21 protein-coding genes are annotated in these 19881 nt (G+C 61.8%); 17 read left to right on the top strand and 4 right to left on the bottom strand.

Going from position 1 to position 19881, the window contains the following annotated elements:
- Positions 1 to 63 precede the first annotated feature (63 nt).
- Complete coding sequence (locus tag BHMPCIPO_RS20270) at positions 64 to 585, bottom strand: carboxymuconolactone decarboxylase family protein (RefSeq protein WP_173518636.1); 522 nt, start codon at positions 583 to 585, stop codon at positions 64 to 66.
- 54 nt (positions 586 to 639) lie between these two features.
- The gene (locus tag BHMPCIPO_RS20265) at positions 640 to 1065 is read right to left on the bottom strand and encodes an Lrp/AsnC family transcriptional regulator (RefSeq protein ID WP_043613515.1); all 426 of its coding nucleotides are present in this window, start codon (positions 1063 to 1065) and stop codon (positions 640 to 642) included.
- A 100-nt stretch (positions 1066 to 1165) separates the two neighbouring features.
- On the opposite strand from BHMPCIPO_RS20265, the gene ocd reads away from it, so the two are divergent.
- The 8 genes from ocd to BHMPCIPO_RS20225 all read left to right on the top strand — a co-directional run bounded on the left by ocd (position 1166) and on the right by BHMPCIPO_RS20225 (position 8530).
- Positions 1166 to 2239, top strand: coding sequence for an ornithine cyclodeaminase (gene ocd / locus BHMPCIPO_RS20260; protein ID WP_247959732.1), 1074 nt, complete (start codon positions 1166 to 1168; stop codon positions 2237 to 2239).
- Positions 2240 to 3211 (top strand): citrulline utilization hydrolase CtlX, encoded by a 972-nt coding sequence (ctlX, locus tag BHMPCIPO_RS20255; RefSeq protein WP_173518634.1) that lies wholly within the window; start codon positions 2240 to 2242, stop codon positions 3209 to 3211.
- Positions 3212 to 3242: 31 nt separating this feature from the next.
- The gene (locus BHMPCIPO_RS20250; RefSeq protein WP_173518633.1) at positions 3243 to 4046 is read left to right on the top strand and encodes a dimethylarginine dimethylaminohydrolase family protein; all 804 of its coding nucleotides are present in this window, start codon (positions 3243 to 3245) and stop codon (positions 4044 to 4046) included.
- A gap of 28 nt (positions 4047 to 4074) precedes the next feature.
- Positions 4075 to 4875 carry a transporter substrate-binding domain-containing protein gene (locus BHMPCIPO_RS20245; protein ID WP_173518632.1) on the top strand — a complete coding sequence of 267 codons (801 nt, stop codon included), beginning with the start codon at positions 4075 to 4077 and terminating at the stop codon, positions 4873 to 4875.
- A gap of 274 nt (positions 4876 to 5149) precedes the next feature.
- Positions 5150 to 5863: an ABC transporter permease gene (locus BHMPCIPO_RS20240; protein WP_173518631.1), complete on the top strand. Its 714-nt coding sequence runs from the start codon at positions 5150 to 5152 to the stop codon at positions 5861 to 5863.
- Positions 5863 to 6564 (top strand): ABC transporter permease, encoded by a 702-nt coding sequence (locus tag BHMPCIPO_RS20235; RefSeq protein ID WP_173518630.1) that lies wholly within the window; start codon positions 5863 to 5865, stop codon positions 6562 to 6564. The genes BHMPCIPO_RS20240 and BHMPCIPO_RS20235 overlap by 1 nt, the downstream gene beginning before the upstream one ends.
- A 39-nt stretch (positions 6565 to 6603) precedes the next feature.
- Complete coding sequence (locus BHMPCIPO_RS20230; protein ID WP_173518629.1) at positions 6604 to 7368, top strand: ABC transporter ATP-binding protein; 765 nt, start codon at positions 6604 to 6606, stop codon at positions 7366 to 7368.
- A 10-nt stretch (positions 7369 to 7378) separates the two neighbouring features.
- Positions 7379 to 8530, top strand: coding sequence for a M20 aminoacylase family protein (locus tag BHMPCIPO_RS20225; protein WP_173518628.1), 1152 nt, complete (start codon positions 7379 to 7381; stop codon positions 8528 to 8530).
- Between the two features lie 20 nt (positions 8531 to 8550).
- Here BHMPCIPO_RS20225 and BHMPCIPO_RS20220 read toward each other — a convergent pair whose 3' ends face one another.
- Both BHMPCIPO_RS20220 and BHMPCIPO_RS20215 read right to left on the bottom strand, forming a co-directional pair.
- Positions 8551 to 9927 (bottom strand): FAD-containing oxidoreductase, encoded by a 1377-nt coding sequence (locus BHMPCIPO_RS20220; RefSeq protein ID WP_173518627.1) that lies wholly within the window; start codon positions 9925 to 9927, stop codon positions 8551 to 8553.
- A complete protein-coding gene (locus BHMPCIPO_RS20215; RefSeq protein ID WP_173518626.1) occupies positions 9924 to 10391 on the bottom strand; it encodes a DUF4126 domain-containing protein in 468 nt (155 codons plus the stop codon). The genes BHMPCIPO_RS20220 and BHMPCIPO_RS20215 overlap by 4 nt, the downstream gene beginning before the upstream one ends.
- Before the next feature lie 329 nt (positions 10392 to 10720).
- Between BHMPCIPO_RS20215 and osmF the strand changes: the two genes are divergently transcribed.
- The 9 genes from osmF to BHMPCIPO_RS20170 all read left to right on the top strand — a co-directional run bounded on the left by osmF (position 10721) and on the right by BHMPCIPO_RS20170 (position 19872).
- Complete coding sequence (gene osmF, locus BHMPCIPO_RS20210) at positions 10721 to 11632, top strand: glycine betaine ABC transporter substrate-binding protein OsmF (RefSeq protein WP_173518625.1); 912 nt, start codon at positions 10721 to 10723, stop codon at positions 11630 to 11632.
- Positions 11633 to 11729: 97 nt separating this feature from the next.
- Positions 11730 to 12899, top strand: a complete 1170-nt coding sequence (locus tag BHMPCIPO_RS20205) for an ABC transporter permease (protein WP_173518624.1) — start codon at positions 11730 to 11732, stop codon at positions 12897 to 12899.
- Positions 12896 to 13834, top strand: a complete 939-nt coding sequence (locus BHMPCIPO_RS20200; protein ID WP_173518623.1) for an ABC transporter ATP-binding protein — start codon at positions 12896 to 12898, stop codon at positions 13832 to 13834. The genes BHMPCIPO_RS20205 and BHMPCIPO_RS20200 overlap by 4 nt, the downstream gene beginning before the upstream one ends.
- Positions 13834 to 14571, top strand: a complete 738-nt coding sequence (locus BHMPCIPO_RS20195) for an ABC transporter permease (protein ID WP_173518622.1) — start codon at positions 13834 to 13836, stop codon at positions 14569 to 14571. The genes BHMPCIPO_RS20200 and BHMPCIPO_RS20195 overlap by 1 nt, the downstream gene beginning before the upstream one ends.
- A gap of 84 nt (positions 14572 to 14655) precedes the next feature.
- Complete coding sequence (locus tag BHMPCIPO_RS20190; RefSeq protein ID WP_173518621.1) at positions 14656 to 15468, top strand: pirin family protein; 813 nt, start codon at positions 14656 to 14658, stop codon at positions 15466 to 15468.
- Positions 15469 to 15708: 240 nt separating this feature from the next.
- Positions 15709 to 16866, top strand: coding sequence for a Gfo/Idh/MocA family protein (locus BHMPCIPO_RS20185; RefSeq protein WP_173518620.1), 1158 nt, complete (start codon positions 15709 to 15711; stop codon positions 16864 to 16866).
- 13 nt (positions 16867 to 16879) lie between these two features.
- On the top strand, positions 16880 to 17764 hold the full coding sequence (locus BHMPCIPO_RS20180; protein ID WP_173518619.1) for a carbohydrate ABC transporter permease: 885 nt from the start codon (positions 16880 to 16882) through the stop codon (positions 17762 to 17764).
- Entirely contained in the window at positions 17761 to 18618 is an 858-nt protein-coding gene (locus BHMPCIPO_RS20175; protein ID WP_173518618.1) for a carbohydrate ABC transporter permease, read from the top strand. The genes BHMPCIPO_RS20180 and BHMPCIPO_RS20175 overlap by 4 nt, the downstream gene beginning before the upstream one ends.
- Positions 18619 to 18654: 36 nt before the next feature.
- Positions 18655 to 19872, top strand: a complete 1218-nt coding sequence (locus BHMPCIPO_RS20170; protein ID WP_173518617.1) for an ABC transporter substrate-binding protein — start codon at positions 18655 to 18657, stop codon at positions 19870 to 19872.
- Positions 19873 to 19881 lie beyond the last annotated feature (9 nt).

Raw genomic sequence — 19881 nt, 5'->3', positions numbered from 1 at the left:
GAGGCGGGCGCGATTGCGTGGCAGGCAATGAGATGATCCCGGAGCCCGTTCAGGCCGCGGCGCTCAATCGACGAAGGGTTCGAGCTCCTTGTCGAACTCCACCTCGACAACATTGTTGAAGAGCGCAGTTGCCACCATGATGCCGGAGAAGGCGACGAGATCGACCAGCGCCTTGGCATCGTAGCGCGCCTTGAGCCCGGCCCAGATCTCCTCCGGGACCGCATTGGAATCGGCAACGATCGCGCGTCCGAAGGCGATCAACCGCTGCTCGTCTTGCGTGGGTACAACGGTATGGAAATCGATACCGGCATCGGCGAAGGCGCGGCGGAAGAAGCCCATGGCGATCGGCGAGCGCATGGCCTCGGAAATCGCGTGCGAGAGAAACCAGATCGCCCGATCGTCAAGCGCTGGACGCAGTTCCTCGCGTAAAGTGAACCATTCTGCATAGATCCGGTGCGCAACCGGCGAATGCAGCAGCGTGCGCTTCATGTTGGTCATGCGTCCGCGCACGCGTACCTCTTCGTCATGGGCGGCGCGGATCTCGTCGGAAGCGGTTTCGTAGTCGATCTGGGGGATGTGGCTCACGGGCTTGCCTGTCTATGAAGGACGCATTCTTGGTGCGCTTGTGATGGTGAGGAATCAGACGGTGCTGAGCAGAATGCTCGTTTCGCTGTTCGACACGCCGTCGACGTCGCGTACTTCGCGCAGGATGCGGTCGAAGTCGCTGAGGCTGTTGGCGCGGATTTCGGCGACCAGATCCCAGCCGCCATTGGTCGTATGGAGTGCGTAAAGCTCGGGCAGGCCGCGCAGGTATTTGATGACCTTGGTGGTGTTGCGGCCGCTGACCTCGATCATCATGATCGCACGGATGGCGCGATCGTCATAATCCTGCCGCACGCGCAGCGTGAAGCCGAGCACGGCGCCGCTTTCGAGCAGACGGTCGATCCGCGTCTGCACCGTCGCCCTGGAGATGCCGAGCACCGCCGCGATCTTGGAGTAGGGCGCACGGCCATCTTCGCGCAACAGGGAGATGAGCTGGTGATCGAGGTCGTCGAAGATATGCATGAATGTTGCATATTACGATTGTGCAAATTGCTCAATATGCTCCTCAATTTTGGGCAAGTTTAAAATTTCAACTCACTTCTTGCCTGCCTAGGCTGACCTCATCGAATTTCTCCGATGGAGTGGTAACGTGGTTCAGTATGTCGGTGTCGGCAACGTAATCGAGCTGGTCAAATCGATCGGCATCGAGACGTTCCTTTTGGGGCTTGCGGAATATATCGAAAATGATTTCCGCCGATGGAACGCATTCGAGAAAACCCCGAGGCTCGCAAGCCATTCCAAGACCGGCGTCATCGAATTGATGCCGACTTCGGATGGCGAGCACTACGGCTTCAAATACGTCAACGGCCACCCGAAGAACCCGAATGTCGGTCTGCAGACGGTCACCGCCTTCGGCGTCCTTTCCGACGTCAGCACCGGTTATCCCTGCCTGGTCTCCGAGATGACCATCATGACGGGCCTGAGGACCGCCGCGACCTCAGCACTTGCTGCAAAGTATCTTGCTCGTCCCGACGCCCGCTCGATGGCGATCATCGGTCTCGGCGCCCAGTCCGAGTTCCAGGCGTTGGCCTTCCGCGCTTTGCTTGGCGTCAAGCGTCTCCAGGTCTTCGACATCGATGCCGAAGCGGCTGACAAGTTCTGCAACAACCTCGCTGATATGGATTTCGACATCGTCGTTGCGGCGACCGCGGAGGAGGCGGTTGCCGGTGCCGACATCATCACGACGGTCACGGCCGACAAGCGCAACGCCACGATCCTTTCCGACAACATGGTCGGCGCCGGCGTGCATATCAACGCGGTTGGCGGCGACTGCCCCGGCAAGACCGAACTGCAGGGCGATATCCTGCGCCGTGCCGACGTCTTCGTCGAATATCCGGAGCAGACGCGCATCGAGGGCGAGATCCAGCAGATGGCGCCGGATTTCCCGGTCACCGAACTCTGGCAGGTCATCGCCGGCGAGGCCGAAGGTCGCCGCAGCAACGGCCAGATCACCATCTTCGATTCCGTCGGTTTCGCGACGGAAGACTTTTCGGCGCTGCGCTTCCTGCGCGACAAGATCCAGGGCACTGCCTTCTACACCGAGCTCGACCTAACGACGCAGCCGGAGCATCCGCGCGATCTCTACGGCCTGTTCAAGCAGCAGCCGGCCGCTTTTGCCGAGCGGAGCGTTGCCTGAATGAAGAGACCGTCCGTACAGGCGCCGAAGGGCGTCGTGATGATCCGTCCGCATCATTTCGGCCCGAACCCGATGACCGCGGAAGATAACGCCTTCCAGGCAACCGATGCGAAGCGTCAGCCCTCGGCGATTGCCAAGTCAGCTTACGATGAAGTCAGCCGCATGGCTGATGGGCTCGCCGGTGCCGGCGTTGCCGTTCATCTCTTCGAAGATGAGACGACGACGCGGCCCGATTCCGTCTTTCCGAACAACTGGTTCTCGACCCACTCCGGCGGTCACGTCGCGATCTATCCGATGTATTCGGAAAGCCGTCAGAGCGAACGCCGCTCCGACATCATCGAGATGCTGAAGAACGAGTATCGCGTTCAGGACGTGATCGACTATTCCGGTCTCGAAAAGGACGGCGTCTATCTCGAAGGCACCGGCGCCATGGTTCTCGACCATATCGGTCGCGTTGCCTACGCCGCCCGCTCCAACCGCACCAATGAAGTGGCGCTGGAACGCTTCTGCACCCACTTCAATTTCGAGCCGATGATCTTCGGCGCGGTCGATCGCCACGGCAATTCGATCTACCACACCAATGTTTTGATGTGCATCGGCACGGAATTTGCCCTGATCGGCACGGGGATGATCCCGGATGTCGCCCGTCGCCAGGAAATCTGTGCCCGCCTCGAGGAAACCGGGCGCCAGGTAATCGATCTCACGATCGACCAGATCGAGAATTTCGCCGGCAATGCCATCGAGCTCGACGGCGCGGACGGCCGCGTCGTCGTCATGTCGGCGCGCGCGCTCGCCTCTCTCCGCACCGATCAGATCAAGGCGCTAGAAGCATCCGCCCGTGTTCTCGCCTTCGACGTGCCGACCATCGAGCTAGCCGGCGGATCCGTCCGCTGCATGCTTGCAGGGGTTCACTTGTCCCGTCGGGAAAACGTGAACAAGCAACCGCTTTACGTCGCCATGTCCGATCGCTAGAAGCACCTCATCCAAGCCAAAGGTACTACAAATGTCGCAATCCCGCCCCGTCTACCAGTTCAACAACATCATCGTCCGCACCCCGTCGAAGTCGGTCGTCAACGGCCTGCGCGCCGATGATCGCGGCAACCCCACCTTCGAAGGTGTGAAGGCCGAGCACGATGCCTACATCGCGGCGATGAAGGACGCGGGCGTGAAGGTGACGGTTCTGCCGGCGCTCGAAGCCTTCCCGGATTCGATCTTCGTCGAAGATCCGGCGCTGGTCTTCACCGAAGGCGCAATCCTCCTGCGCCCGGGTGCCGTAACGCGCGTCAAGGAAACGCCGGAGATCGAACCGACGCTGCGTGCAATGTTCGAGACGGTGCTCGACCTGCCGGGTGACGGCTTTGCTGATGGCGGCGACGTGCTGACGACCCGGGAAAGCGTGATGATCGGCCTGTCGGCCCGCACCAACAAGGTTGGCGCCGAGGCCCTCCAGGCTTGCCTTGCCAAGCTCGGCCGCAAGAGCGAGATCGTCGCGACGCCGGAAGGCGTACTGCACTTCAAGACCGATTGCTCGCTGCTCGACGACGAGACCGTGCTTTCGACTGCGCGTCTCGCCAAGTCCGGCGTCTTCGAGCGCTTCAAGCAGGTGATCATTCCGGAAGGCGAAGAGCCTGCTGCCAACGCGCTGCGCGTTAACGACGTCGTCATGGTCGGCTCCGATTTCCCGCGCACGATCGAGATGCTCGACAAGCTCGGCTACAAGGTCGTGCCCATGAAGACGACGGAGATCGGCAAGATCGATGCAGGTCTCTCCTGCATGTCGCTGCGCTGGTTCAGCAACACGCTCTGATCCGACGCAATCCCCGAGGAGGAACATTATGAAGACGTTGAAGACCGCCCTGTTCGCAGGGATCGCCCTTTCCATGGCTGCCGGCAGCGCATTTGCCGAGGATACGCTGCGGCTCGGCATGACGCCGGAGCCCTACATGCCCTTCACCCAGGTGAACGCCGGCGGCGAATGGGAGGGCCTGGAAGCCGACCTTTCCCGCGCGCTGTGCGAGAAGATGGCGGTGAAGTGCGACATCAACCAGATGGCCTGGGACGGACTGATCCCGTCGCTGAAGGAAAACAAGGTCGACTTCATCATCGGCGCCTTCTCGATCACCGACGAGCGCCGCCAGGTCGTCGACTTCTCGACGCCCTATTACACTGAAGGCACGTCCTTCGTCGGCGCCAAGGCTGACACGAGCGAGATCAAGACGGTCGATGCAGCGGACGGTTCCGGCAAGATCATCGATCCGGCTAATGTCGAGGGCAAGATCATCGGCGTGCAGACGTCGAGCGTGCAGGCGGCTTACGTTGCCAAGTACCTGACCGGTGCCGAAGCCAAGAGCTACGACACGGCAGACAACTCGGTTGCCGACCTGATCGCCGGCCGCGTCGACTACGTGCTGATCCCCGACCTCTACATCCAGACCTTCCTGAAGACGCCGGAAGGCACCGACTACGAGGTCAAGGTCGAGGTGCCGAAGAACGTCACGCTCGGCGAAGGCGTCGCCTATGCCGTGCGCAAGGGTGACGCTGCGACCCTCGACAAGGTCAATGCCGCGCTTGCCGTTCTCGAAAAGGACGGCACGACGCAGAAGCTCGTCGACAAGTGGATCTTCGGCAAGAAGTAAACGCACGTTCTTGAGGGCGGCGCTCCGGCCTCGGGCCGCCGCCGCCCTTGCTCGCCAAACCGGCCGCAGCGCCGGGGCACCCGTGCAGCCACCGCGACGACGACCTTTGCCCGCCGTGACTGGACGGGCGGCGTTCTACAGCGCCGCGCGTCTTATGAGACGCGCAAAGGTCGCTGTAGCACTTTGATTTGCTGCATGTCTTTGTCCTTAAATCGAGGTCGATTTAAGGAGACATGCAGTAGGGCTGACGAAAATCGGGAACAGGTAACGACGGATGGACTATTACTGGCAATTGCTTGCCTGGGGCGGGGAGGGCTGGGGCGACGATTTCGCCTGGGGCCTGCTGATGACCTTGCAGGTTTCCGTGGTCGCCTATGCGGTTGCGGTTCTCTTCGGCTTCCTGGGGGCTGCCGGCAAATTGTCGAAGCACCGCGTCCCGCGCGTCCTTGCCGAAATCTACACGACCGTCGTCCGCTCGCTTCCGGAACTGCTGGTCATCCTGCTTCTCTATTTCTCGGTCGCCAGCGGCGCCGAGCGGCTGTTGAAACACTTCGGCCTCGTCGCCGAGACCTTCCAGTTCAGTTCCTTCTGGGCGGCCATCATTGCGCTCGCCTTCGTCTCCGGTGCCTTCATGACCGAGGTGCTGCGCTCCGCCTTTCTTTCCGTGCCGCCTGGCCAGATCGAGGCAGCGGTCTCGATCGGCATGCCGAGACGCAAGGTTTTCACCCGCATCATCTTTCCGCAAATGATGCGCTACGCCGTGCCCGGCATGGGCAATCTCTGGCTGTCGATCACCAAGGAAAGCGCCATCATCAGCGTGCTCGGCTCGTTCAGCGAACTGCTTTACACCGGGTACCGAGCCGCGGCCGGCACCAAGCAGTACATCTTCTTCTACGGGCTGACGGCCATCCTGTTCCTTGCGATCACGCTCGTTTCCGTCCTGGCGATCGCTGAGATCGAGCGCCGCCTCAACCGGGGGCACCACTGATGGAAACGATCTCCAACGTCATCGGTTTCCTGCCGGCGTTGATCAAGGCAACCCCGCTGACACTGCTTTTGACTGCGGTCGCCGGCGTCTTCGGACTGGTCATCGGTACGCTCGCGGCACTTGCCCGGCTTTCCGGCCGCCGCGTGCTTTCGGTTCCGGCCTATGTGTTCACCTTCGCCTTCCGCGGCACGCCGCTCTTGGTGCAAATCTATCTGATCTATTACGGCCTGGGGCAGGTGCTGCCCGGCACCTGGGTGCGCCACAGCTTCCTCTGGCCCTATCTGCGTGACGGCCTGTGGTATGCGATCTTCGCGCTGAGCCTCAACCAGGCTTCCTACAATGCCGAGGTCATCGGCGGCGCTATCAAGGCGGTCCCGCGCGGACAGATCGAAGCGGCAAAATCGATCGGCATGCGCTCGTCGATGATCCTCCGCCGCATCACCCTGCCGCAGGCGTTCCGCTCCTGCCTGCCGGTGCTGACGGGCGATCTGATCATCCTGTTGAAGACGACGTCGCTCGCCTCGACGATCACGATCCTCGAGGTGATGGGCACTGCCCGCATGCTGCAGCGCCAGTCGCTGTTGATCTTCGAACCGCTGATCGCCGCCGGCATCATCTATTTCACCGTCGTCTTCATCCTGACGCGCGTCATGCACGTCATCGAGAAGAGGCTTACCCGCTACCGCACGGCGTGGGCATAACGAGGAGGCGCGCGCAAAGACGCGACGAGAGGAACGAACATGGCTGCAACAGCGCTTTCCGTGAAGAACATTCACAAGAGCTTCGGCTCCGTCGAGGTGCTCAAGGGCGTCTCCTTCGAGGCGAATTCCGGCGATGTCATCTCGCTGATCGGCAGCAGCGGCTCCGGCAAGAGCACGTTGCTGCGCTGCATCAACTATCTGGAAACGCCCGACGAGGGCGAGATTTCGGTGTCTGGCGAGGTGGTCCGCACCGTCAAGGGCAAGGATGGGAAGTTCGTCGCCGCCGACAAGCGACAGCTCGAACATATCCGCACGCGCCTCGGCATGGTGTTCCAAGGCTTCAATCTCTGGTCCCACAAGACCATCCTCGAAAACATCATCGAAGGGCCGATCCACGTGCTCGGCATGGCGCGCAAGGATGCGATCGGCGAGGCCGAACTGCTGATGGAAAAAGTCGGCATCACCCCGAAGCGCGATCATTACCCGAATCAGCTCTCGGGCGGCCAGCAGCAGCGCGCGGCGATCGCCCGGGCGTTGGCGATGAAGCCGGAGGTTATGCTCTTCGACGAGCCGACCTCTGCGCTCGACCCGGAACTTGTCAACGAGGTGTTGCTCGTCATAAAGAAGCTCGCCGAAGAGGGGCGCACCATGGTGATGGTCACGCATGAGATGTCCCTTGCCCGCGATATCTCAAGCGAGGTGATCTTCCTGCACAAGGGACTGGTCGAAGAACGCGGCGCGCCATCAAAGGTGATGCGCGATCCGCAATCGTCGCGGCTGCGCCAGTTCCTGCAGATGGCTTGAGGAGGCTGAAATGCGCGACGCCACGTTTTCCGAGTTCCTGCCCGAGCTCGTCGAGATCCGTCACAGGCTGCATGAGATGCCCGAGATAGGACTTTCCGAGGTGAAGACCTCCGAGTTTGTCGCAGGATTGCTGCAGTCCTGGGGCTTCGAGGTGACGCGCGGCCTGGCGACGACAGGCATCGTCGCCACGCTGAAGCGCGGCAACAGCAATCGCGCCATCGGCTTCCGCGCCGACATGGATGCGCTGCCGATGCTGGAAGAAACCGGCCTTGCCTATCAGAGCAAGCACCCGGGCGCGATGCACGCCTGCGGCCACGATGGCCACACCAGCATGTTGCTCGGTGCCGCCTGGGCACTGTCGAGGGATGAGAGTTTCAACGGCACGGTCCATCTGATCTTCCAGCCGGCCGAGGAAAACTTTGGCGGCGGCAAGCTGATGATCGAGGACGGCCTGTTCGAGTGCTTCCCCTGCGAACGGGTCTATGCGCTGCACAACTGGCCGGGCCTGCCGGTCGGCCAGTTCTCAAGCCGTCCAGGTGCGATGGCGGCGTCGATCGACGTGTTGACGCTGACGATCCGGGGCAAGGGCGGCCACGGCGCCCAGCCGGAACTGACGGTCGATCCCGTCGTCGTCGGCTCGAGCGTGGTGATGGCGCTGCAGACGCTGGTCTCGCGCAACGTCTCGCCGCATCAGCCGACCGTGGTGACGGTCGGTTCGTTCCAGTCGGGCTCCGCTTCGAACATCATTCCCGATACGGCGGTGCTGGAGATCAGCATGCGCTCGACCGATCCTGCCGTGCGCAAGCAGTTGCAGGAGCGTGTGGAGCAGATCGCCCGCTTCCAGGCGCAGAGCTTCAATGCCGAGGCTACCTTCGATTGGCAGGTCGGCTATCCCGCGACGATCAACGATGCGCAGGCGGTCGAAGACGCACGCGCCGTGATCGCCGAGACCTTCGGCGCCGATGCCTATGTCGACCTCCCCGAGCCATTGATGGGCAGCGAGGACTTTTCCTTCCTGCTGGAAAAGGTGCCGGGCGCCTATGTGTTGATCGGCAACGGTCAAAGCAGTGGTCTGCACACTACCCGCTACGATTTCAACGACGAAATCCTCGAGCGCGGGGCGATGTATTTCTACCATCTCGCCCGCGCAGCGCTCGTCTGAACCGCGGCGGCGCTGACCGTTCAGGCGTTTGGGTGCAAGTCGCCGAAGACGGTCGGGATCAGTTCCGATACGGTCGGATGGATGTGCACCGCGTGGGTAATCGTCGTGTAGGGCTTGGCTGCGTACATCACGTCGAGGATGCTCTGCACCGCCTCGTCGCCACCGGTGCCGAGGATTGAGGCACCGAGGATTTCCTTGGTGTCGGCATCGACGATCACTTTCATGAAACCCTCGGTCTCGCCCTTCTCGACGGCGCGGCCGACGCGGCTCATCGGTCTGGTGCCGATGTGCAATTTGCGCCCCGACTTGCGCGCCTCGGTTTCCGTCATGCCGGCGCGTCCGAGCGGCGGATCGATGAAGAGAGCATAGGTCGAGATCCGGTCGCTGACCTTTCGCGCCTCGCCATCGATGAGGTTTGCCGCGACGATTTCGAAGTCGTTGTAGGCGGTGTGGGTGAAGGCGCCGCGGCCGTTGCAGTCGCCCATGGCGAAGATATGCGGTACGTTGGTCCTGAGGCGCTCGTCGACTTCGATGTAACCGCGGGTGTCGGTCTTGACGCCGGCGCGGTCCAGGTCGAGATCGTCGGTGTTCGGCCGACGTCCGGCCGCCAGCAAGAGATGGGAGCCCGCGATCTCGGGCGCGCCTGCCGCGCAATCGACGCCAGCGACGACCTCGTCGCCCCGCTTGGCGAAGCGGATGCACTCGGCATTCAGCCGGAACTCGATACCTTCTTTTTCCAGGATCGCGAGAATGGCATCGGAAACATCCGCGTCCTCGCGGCCGATCAGCCGCGGCGCCTTTTCGATGACGGTCACCTCGGAGCCGAAGCGGCGGAACATCTGCGCGAATTCGAGCCCGATATAGCTGCCGCCGACGATGATCAGATGGCGGGGCAGGGTGTCGAGATCCATGATCGAGACGTTGGTGAGATAGGGCACCTCCTCGACGCCAGGGAAATCCGGTGTCGCGGCGCGGCCACCGACATTCAGGAAGATCTGATCGGCCGAAAGCAGGTCTTCGCCGACGCGGATTTCATGCGGGCTTTCGAAGCGGGCATGGCCTTCGAAGACTGTGCAGTTCTTCATCCCCTTCAGCCAGCTTTCGACATTCTTGCGCGACGTGAACCGCACCGTGTCCTTGCGTGCCATGACGCGGGCGAAATCAATGGAGATGGGGCCAGTGGTGACACCATAGTCCGCACCTCGCCGCGCCAGATGGGCCGCATAGGCGCTTGCAACCATCGCCTTGGTCGGCATGCAACCGGTGTTGACGCAGGTGCCGCCGAAGAACTTGCGCTCGATGATGGCGACGGTCTTTCCCGCGGCTGTCAGACGACCGGCGAGCGAAGGGCCGGCCTGACCGGCGCCGATGATGATTGCGTCGAAGTGTTTTGTCATGAGACTAAGGACACCACCCAGAGTGCGAGGAGAACGGCGACGGCATCCTCGCTAAGGGCAATCGGCAGATCCTTGCCGCCGATGGCCGCAACGAGGCGCTTGCGAGCTTCGTAGCCGCCGAGCGTTCCGATGACTGCACCGATGACGCCGGCGACCAGCCCGCCCAACATAGCACCTCCGGCGGCGCCAAGCACGGCACCGCAGAAGCCACCGCTGACGATGCGGGCGCCGAACTGCTGCGGAGCCTTTCGGCTCGGCGTGCTCGGCAATTGATCGGTGACGAACTCCACGAGGGCGAGCAGGCCGAAGATGTAGGGCGTGAACCGAAAGCCCATGAAGGCGGCCCAGGTGCCGTCAAGCGATAACCAACCGGCCGCAGCGCCGATGCTCACGGCCGCCGGTGCAGTCATGGTTCGCAGGCCGGCAACCACGCCGATAAGCAGCGCGAGAAGATGGATCGACATGAAATCCCCGAACTTTCGCCGGGCGAACCCTCCGTCAGCCCCCGAGCGGTTGGGTCGAGCGGCATCGCAACCAAGAGTGACGCAGATGTTTCTGGCGGGCCTTGATCAAGGTGGCCGACAATGCTGTCGATTGCAACCGCCATTCGGTAACGCCGAATACGATAGTCCAGCTTCTCGATCGTATTAGTGGATGGCGAGATTTTTCATGCGTCACAGTCTCAGCGTGCAACCCTATTTTTTGCCGGGGGCTGACATATATGGAATGGCTTACCCCGACGCGGCGGACTTTCCGTGATCAAACTTGGGGATCGAAATCCGAGGAGAATCCCATGCGCCTGACCAGACTGCTTATCGGAACTGCCTTTGCCTTCACCTTGACCGCAGCCGCGGCCAGTGCCGACGTAGTCGTCTCCTCGAAGATCGACACCGAGGGCGGTGTGCTCGGCAACATCATCCTTGCCGTGCTCAACGCCAACAACATCAAGACGGTAGACCGCGTTCAGCTCGGTGCGACGCCGGTCGTGCGCAAGGCGATCACCGCGGGCGAGATCGACATCTACCCGGAATACACCGGCAATGCCGCCTTCTTCTTCGAAAAGGCTGACGATCCGGTGTGGAAGGACGCGGCCAAGGGTTACGAGACCGCCAAGAAGCTCGACTACGACGCGAACAAGATCGTCTGGCTGACGCCGTCTCCGGCCAACAACACCTGGGCGATCGGGCTTCGCAAGGAAGTGGCGGATGAGAACAAGCTGAAGACGCTGAGCGATTTCGGCAAATATGTTTCGGGCGGCGGCAAGGTCGTGCTCGCCGCATCGTCCGAGTTCGTGAATTCGGCCGCTGCCCTTCCGGCCTTCCAGACGACCTATGGCTTCACCCTGAAGCAGGACCAACTCATCACGCTGTCTGGCGGTGATACCGCGGCAACGATTGCGGCCGCGGCGAACCAGACGAATGGCGCCAATGCGGCGATGGTCTACGGAACCGACGGTGGCATCGCGCCTTCCGGCCTCGTCGTGCTCGAAGACGACAAGGCGGTGCAGCCCGTCTATCAGCCGACACCGATCATTCGCGAAGCGGTGCTCAAGGAAAATCCGCAGATCGAGGAACTGCTGAAGCCGGTGTTCGAGAAGCTCGATCTCCAGACGCTTCAGGACCTGAACGGCCGCGTACAGGTTGGCGGCGAGCCGGCCAAGACCGTTGCCGAAGACTTCCTGAAGAAGAACGGCTTTCTGAAATAAGTTGACCGACAACCGGGACGCTGGTCCGATGGCCGGCGTTCCGGGGCGTGCCTGCAGGTGCTGAAGTCGCGCCGGCACAGGCGGGGAGGGATATGGTTTGAGAGAACTCCGCTTTGACAAGCTCGGAGCGATCATCGCGGCTTTGGCGCTTGGCGGCGCCTTGATCGCGCCCTTCGCAACGTTTCGCGCCAATCGCATCGTCGCCGGTGAGGCGAAGACGCTCGTCGAGTCCCTGCCGCAGCCCTGGAGCGCGGCAGTGCTTTTGGTGATCCTTGCGGGCGCGCTCGCGGCGGCCATGCGGTCGCCCGCCATTTTGCGCCTTGTCGCAGCTTTCGCAGCGCTGGGCGTGCTGGCGCTCGGCATCGGTGTCGCCGCCAGCCACCTGGCGCCGGAAGGCAACAGCTACGCCCGCGTTTCGCCGGCCTCCGGCTTCTGGGTCATGCTCTTCGCCTTCGGGCTGCTGGCCGCCGATGCTCTGACGCGATTGCGCCCGGCGCCTTTCGTGCGCATCATCGTGCTTGTCGCCGTGCTCGCCTTCATCGGGATGCTGTTGCTTTCCGGTACCTGGGACGGTCTCTCGATCCTCAAGGAATATGCAAGCCGGGTCGATACTTTCTGGGCGGAAGCTCGCAAGCATGTGACCTTGGCGCTCGGCTCGCTTGCGGCCGCAACCGTCGCCGGCATTCCACTCGGCATCCTCTGCCATCGCGTCACGCGGCTGCGCGACGGCTTGCTCGGAGTCCTGAACGCGATCCAGACGATCCCGTCGATCGCACTTTTCGGCATTCTCATTGCACCGCTTGGCTGGATCGCCGCCAACGTGCCGGGCGCCGCCACGATCGGCATTCGCGGCATTGGTGTCGCGCCGGCCTTCGTCGCATTGTTTCTCTATTCGCTCTTGCCGGTCGTCGCCAATACCGTCGTTGGGCTGGCCGGTGTTCCGAGGGACGCGAATGACGCCGCCCGCGGCATCGGCATGACCGATTGGCAGCGGCTTGTCGGCATCGAATTTCCGCTGGCCTTTCCGGTGATCCTCACCGGCATCCGCATCGTGCTCGTGCAGAATATCGGCCTGGCAACCATTGCGGCGCTGATCGGCGGCGGCGGTTTCGGCGTCTTCGTCTTCCAGGGTGTCGGGCAGACAGCGATGGATCTCGTGCTGCTCGGGGCCGTTCCGACCGTCGTGATGGCGTTTGCCGCGGCGATCGTCCTCGACGCGATGATCGAGATGGCCACACCAAACAACAGACAGGCAGAGGCCGCATGATCGAGATCGAGAACATCACCAAGCGCTATGGCGAGACCGCCGTCGTCGACGACGTCAGCCTTACGATCGCGCCGCGCACAGTCACCGTCGTGGTCGGCACCTCCGGTTCCGGCAAGACGACGCTTCTGCGTATGATCAACCGGCTGGTGGAGCCGACGGCGGGGACGATCCGCCTCGATGGTGAGGACAACCGTTCGCTGCCAGGCTATGAACTGCGCCGGCGCATCGGTTACGCGATCCAGGGGCACGGCCTGTTCCCGCATCGGACCGTCGCACAGAACATTGCCACCGTGCCGACCCTGCTCGGCTGGGAACGCTCGCGCATCGATGCCAAGGTGGACGAGCTTCTCCAACTGTTCCAACTCGATCCGGCCGCCTTTGGTCCACGCTTTCCGCACGAGCTTTCCGGCGGTCAGCAACAGCGTGTCGGCGTCGCGCGGGCGTTGGCTGCCGAACCGAAAGTCCTGCTGATGGACGAGCCCTTCGGCGCACTCGACCCGATCATTCGCGCCAAGGCGCAGGATGATCTGCTCACCATTCAAAAGCACTTCGAGACGACGATCATTCTCGTCACCCATGACATGGAGGAGGCCTTCCAGCTCGCCGACCGCATTGCCGTCATGGACAAGGGCAAGGTGGTGCAATATGCGACGCCCGCCGAAATGCTGATCAAGCCCGCGACCCCGTTCGTCGAAAGCCTGATCGGGGTCAGCGAGCGGCCCTATCGGTTGCTCGCGATCGAGCAGGTCTCAAGCGCCGTCGAACCGGGTTCGGCAGATGGCGCTGCCATATCGAGCGCGCTCACGCAACGGGAGGCCCTTGCCGAACTCCTCTGGTCCGGACGGAGCGCGCTGCCGGTGGCTGATCCCGCAGGTGCAATCATCGGCAAGGTTAGTCTCGAAGGGCTGGCAAAACGAGCAGCTGGGCCTGCCTGATGCCGAACCTATCCACGCTTTTTCGCGCGGGAGCGTTCCTGGTGCTGGTCGCCTTCCTGCTGCAGCCGCAATGGTTCGAACCCTTGCTGCGGCCGCTGGTTCAGGAGAATGCGCCCGTGATCTACAATCAGGGCAGCCTGCTGCAACTGACGCTGCTGCATCTGCGGACCGTCGCTGTGGCGACCGCCGCTGCGTCGCTGGTCGCACTCGCCTTGGCCATACTCGTGACACGCTCCTCCGGCGCGGAATTCCTGCCGCTCTCGCGCAGCCTTGTGAACATCGGCCAGACCTTTCCCCCGGTCGCGGTGCTGGCTTTGGCCGTCCCAATCTTCGGCTTTGGCGAGAAACCGACGCTGATTGCGCTTTTCCTCTACGGCCTGCTGCCGATCTTCGAGAATGCCCTGACCGGGCTGACGACCTTGCCTCCCTCCGTCATGGAGGCGGCGCGCGGCGCCGGGATGACGGGCGGACAGCGCCTGCTGAAGGTCGAGTTGCCGCTTGCCATGCCGGTGATCCTTGCCGGCATCCGGCTTTCGGTGGTCATCAGCCTCGCGACCGCCACGATCGGATCGACAGTCGCGGCGAAGACCCTGGGCGAAGTGATCATTGCCGGACTGCAATCGAACAATCTGGCATTCGTCGTTCAGGGTGGCCTGATCGTCGCGACGCTTGCCGTGTTGCTGCACGACGGCTTGCAGGCTGCCGAGAGAAAACTCGCCGCCCGGATGGGGCGCTAGATGCCATCTGGAAACGCGACAGGCTGACAAGTCTCGGCGATCGACTATTGCGCCAAATTGCGGTGGCACATGCTAGAATGGCGCGTGCTGTACCGAGGCGCCAAGAGTCCGATTGTCAGGGATATGGGCGGGTTCAAGACCAGGCTCAATATGCCGGGATGGTTGTTGCCCAGACCGCGCGATCATGGCTACGGCCCCCTGGCCATGGTCGTCGAGTCGATGCTGGAGCCAGGCAGGCTTATCGCCATGCACGAGCACCAGAACGACGAAATCCTGTCATGGGTGCCAGATGGGGTGATGCGTCACAACGACCCGGCTACCGGTCGGCTGATCACCGACAGCGCGCACCTTATGGTGATGAATGCCGGAAAGAGCTTTTGGCATTCGGAGGAGACGTTGCCGAGCGATCCTCCGCTACGGATGCTGCAAGTCTTCGTGCGTCCTCATAGCCTCGATCTTCCGCCGAACATCCAGCATGGTCCCATTGCGCCGGCACCCGTCAATCAATGGAGGCACCTTGTCGGAACGGAAGATGGCGTGGCGCCGTTTTTCGTGCGTAACAACGTCGACATCTTCGACCTCAGGCTAGAGGCTGAGGCAGAGGTTACGTTCCCGCGGGCGGAGGGGCGGCACCTCTACTTCTATCTCTTTTCGGGCTCGATACAGGTCGGCGATGTCGGATTTGGCGCGGGAGATCAGGGGCTATTCTTGTCGGATGAACCCTTGGACCTTTTTTCTACTCGTAGCGCATTGATCGTTGCGTTCCTCATCGAGCCGAATGCCGGTGTCGCGAGGAGAGGGACGGTTGGCGACCATCCCAAAATACCGCCGCCCTACCTGGCCCGGCCGTTGCTGAGGCTATTGCACTGGCGTGACCGTCTGGTTGGAAAAACCTGAATTGCAGAAACCATCCGCGCAACGTCCAGTGGTCTGGACCGCTTTCCTCCTGTTGTAGAGTTGCGGCGACGGTACCCTCATGGGTTGTCGGGTGAATTGCCTGTTTTGGCGGCATCTGCCCCGATTATGAAAATGAATTTCACATTTTTACGGAATTTGCGGATTTGGGTTGACGCCCTGAAAAAAATGTCCCAGTCTGCGAAAATAAATTACGCCAAAAGGCAGGGGAACAGGACGAGCATGAAAGTCGGCATCATCGGACTCGGATTCCGTTTGGGGTATCTGGGCTATGTCTTCAAGGCCATGGACGAGAGCTTCGGGATCGCCGGTTATGTCGATCCGAACCCGGCGGGTCTGTCCACCCTGACCGAAAAAGGCATCCCGGCCGGCAAGGCCTATGCGACGCCCGAAGAACTGATCGCCAATGAGAAACTCGATCTTTTGATGATCGGCTCGCCCAACCACATGCATCTCGACCATATCCGGATTGGGCTTGAAGCGGGTCTCAAGGTTTTCAGCGAAAAGCCGATCGTGACGACGATCCAGGAGAGCATGGAACTCGCAGCGCTGATGGCGAAATTCGGTCATGAGCGACTGATGGTCGGTCTGGTGCTGCGCTACGCGCCGATGTATCGCGACCTGCGGGCGGCGCTTGCCGAAGGCAAGCTCGGCCAGGTGGTCTCGATCGAGGCGGCCGAACATATCGAGCCCTATCACGGCGCCTTCTTCATGCGCGACTGGCGCCGCTACGAGCGCTACTCCGGCAGCTTCATGCTGGAGAAGTGCTGCCACGACCTCGACCTCTACAACGGCGTCGTCGGCGCGCGGCCGGAACGGGTGGCGAGCTTCGGCGGCCGCAAGAGCTTCATTCCCGCCAACGATCCGGCGCGCGAAGGCATCAACGATCTCGAACTCTTCCATCGCAAGCCGAGCGGCTGGATGGGATCCGACAAGGTCTTCGACAGCGACGGCGACATCATCGACTATCAGGTGGCGATCGTCGAATATGCCAATGGCGTCGGCATGAACTTCCACACCAATCTCAACGTTCCGGATCAGTTCCGCCGCTTCTGCATCATGGGATCGCGCGGCATGGCCGAGGGCGATTTCATCCGCGGCTATTTCGATGTCCACGAGATGCTGACCGGCAAGAAGGTCATCGAGAACAAATACGCCGCCACGGAACTGTCGCAGCACTACGGTGCCGACGAGCAAATGGCGACCGATATCATCGGCCACGTCCGGGACGGCCGGCCGCTGCCGGTCTCGACGCTCGATGCGCTGGAGGCGGGCATCCTGGCGCTTTCCATGGACGAGGCGCGGCGCAAGAAGAGCGTCATCGACCTCCGACCGATCTGGGATCGTTTCGACGAAACCCTGCATTCCCGCGCGGCGTGAGGGGAGAAGCGGGATGAGTGTTCAACGCAGCACGGTCATCTTCGCCTGGATCCTGCTCCTACCGGCCCTGCTCTACGTCACGGTGATCGTTGCCTATCCGCTGGTCGATACCTTCATCCTGTCGTTCACCGACGCCTCACTGAAGAAGACGACGAATTGGGTCGGCTGGGCGAACTACAACAAGATCTTCAACGAGACCTTCGCCGAGGTCATCTTCCGCACCTTCATCTGGACCTTTTTCTCGGTCTCGATCAAGATGATCATCGGCGTCTTCGGCGCAACCATGCTGAACGCAGCCGTACCGGGCCGCGCGCTCTTCCGCGTGCTGACCATGCCGCCGTGGATCGTGCCGATGGCGATCGGCATCTTCATGTGGGGCTGGATGTACAACGGCCAGTTTGGCATGATCTCCGGCATGCTGCAGAACTGGGGTCTGGTTGACGGGCCGGTCGCCTTCCTGGCGCGTGGTGAGACAGCCTTCTGGGCAACGATCATTACCGACGTCTGGATCGGCGTACCGCTGGTGACGCTCTATATGCTGGCGGCGATGCAGGCGATCCCGCAGGATCTCTATGAGGCCGCCTGGACGGATGGGGCAGGGCGCCTCTATCGCTTCCGTCGCATCACGTTGCCGCTGCTCATCCCCTCGATGATCACCATGTCGATGCTGTCGCTGATCGCGACCTTCAACTCGTTCGACATCATCTGGATCCTGACCCAGGGCGGACCGAACGGCGAAACGACGACGATGATCATCGACACCTACCGCACGGCGATCGGTTCGAAGAAATACGGGGAAGGGGCGGCCCGCGCGGTGCTCATCTGCATCTTCCTGTCGATCTTCTGCCTCGCCTATTTCCGCGTCACCAGCCGCCTTGCCTCGGGAGAGCACCGATGAGCCAGCCCGCCATGATCAACCGCTATCGCTGGCATGAGCTGGTGGCGATCTATTGCGGGATCTTCGTTTTCCTGGCGTTCATTCTGGCGCCCTTCGTCGAAGGCTTCCTGGTGTCGCTGAAACCGCTCGGCCTCTTGTTTTCCTCGCCCTACAAGTTCTGGCCGGAGAACGGGTCGTTTGCGGCCTACAAGTCGATGTGGGTGAGCGTACCGGGCTTTGCCCGTTACATCTTCAACTCGTTCTTCATCTCGTCGATCGTGACGGTGATCGTGCTGGTGCTGGTGGTGCCGGCGGCCTATGCCTTTGCGCGCTTCAAATTCCGCGGCAGCGGTGCGCTGCTGGCGGCATTCCTCGCGGTCAACATGTTCTCCGGCGCGGTGCTGCTCATTCCGCTCTTCCGGCTGATGCGCAGCCTCGGCGTGCTCAATACCTATTTCGCCATGATCGTGCCGGGCGTCGCCTTCCTCATCCCGTCGGCGATCTGGCTCTTGCGCACCTACATGATGCGCATTCCGCGCGAACTGGACGAAGCGGCCTTCGTCGATGGCGCCAGCCACTTCTATACGCTTCGCCGCGTCATCCTGCCGATAGCCATGCCCGGCATCACGGTCGTCGCGATCACCACCTTCATCGGGTCCTACGCCCAGCAATTCATCTTCGCGCTGACCTTCAACTCGAAGACCGAATACATGCCGCTGCCGATCGGGCTCTACGCCTATTTCGGCCGGCAGGAAGTCATCTGGAACGAGCTGATGGCAGCGAGCTTCGTCGGCATCGCGCCCGCGGTCATCCTCATCTTCCTGATGCAACGCTATCTCGTCGCGGGCCTGACGGCCGGCGCCGTGAAACAGTAACCGCAACAACGAGCTTCATAAGCAAGGGGAACCACCATGAAAAAGCATGCCTCATTGATTGCAGGAACCTTGGCGCTGCTTGCCACGACGGCGCTGCCGTCGCTGGCCGCCGACACGGAAATCAGCTTCATCGCCTGCGGCGACAAGATGCAGCCGGCCCATGCCGAGTTCATCAAAAAGTGGGAAGAGGCCAATCCCGGCTACAAGATCGCGGCCGAAGTGGTCGGCTGGGGCCAGTGCCAGGACAAAGTGACGACGCTTGCCGCTTCCGGCACGCCGGTGGCGCTTGCCTATGTCGGCTCACGCACGCTGAAGGAATTTGCCGACAACGAGCTGATCGTGCCGATCACTTTCTCCGACGAAGAGAAGAAGTCCTATTATCCGTATATCATGGATACGGTGACGACCGACGGCAAGCAGTGGGGCGTGCCGGTCGCCTTCTCGACCAAGGCCCTCTACTGGAACAAGGCCCTGTTCAAGCAGGCCGGTCTCGATCCGGAAAAGCCGCCGACAACCTGGGCGGAAGAGCTCGAATACGCCAAGACGATCAAGGAAAAAACCGGCATTGCCGGCTTCGGTGTGGTCGCCAAGACCTTCGACAATACGATGCACCAGTTCCTGCATTGGGTTTACACCAATGATGGTTCCGTCATCGATGCCGACGGCAAGATCACGCTCGACAGCAAGCAGAACCTGGAGGCGTTGACCGCGCTGAAGGACATCGTTCCCTACGCCGAAGAAGGTCCGACGTCCTACGAGCAGAACGAAGTCCGCGCGATCTTCCTCGACGGCAAGCTCGGCATGATCCAGGCTTCGGTCGGCGCGGTGAACCGCCTGAAGGAAACCAAGATCGACTGGGGCGTCGCACCGCTGCCGCTCGGTCCGAGCGCCAAGGGCCCGGGCACGCTCTTGATCACCGACAGCCTGGCTGTCTTCAGCGGCACTGGCGTCGAGGAAAAGGCGGTTGAATTCGCCAAGTTCCTGACGGATCCGGAAAACCAGCCGATCTACGAAGCGCAGGAAGGCCTGACGCCGCTGCGCCCGGGCAAGGCGGTCGACGACATGGTTGCCGCCAACCCCTATTGGAAGCCGTTCATCGACGGCATTTCCAACGGTGGTCCGGAGCCGCTCTTCACCGATTACAAGGGCCTGCAGAACACGATGATCGAGATGGTCCAGTCGGTCGTGACTGGCAAGGCCGAACCGGCTGACGCGCTGAAGAAGGCCGCCGCCGACCTCGAACAGTACAAGTAAGGTCACGGG

The organism is Ensifer sesbaniae (genome assembly GCF_013283665.1).
Lineage (GTDB): Bacteria > Pseudomonadota > Alphaproteobacteria > Rhizobiales > Rhizobiaceae > Ensifer > Ensifer sesbaniae.
The sequence above is the reverse complement of the archived record's forward strand: the minus strand, read 5'-3'. Positions and strand labels throughout refer to the sequence as shown.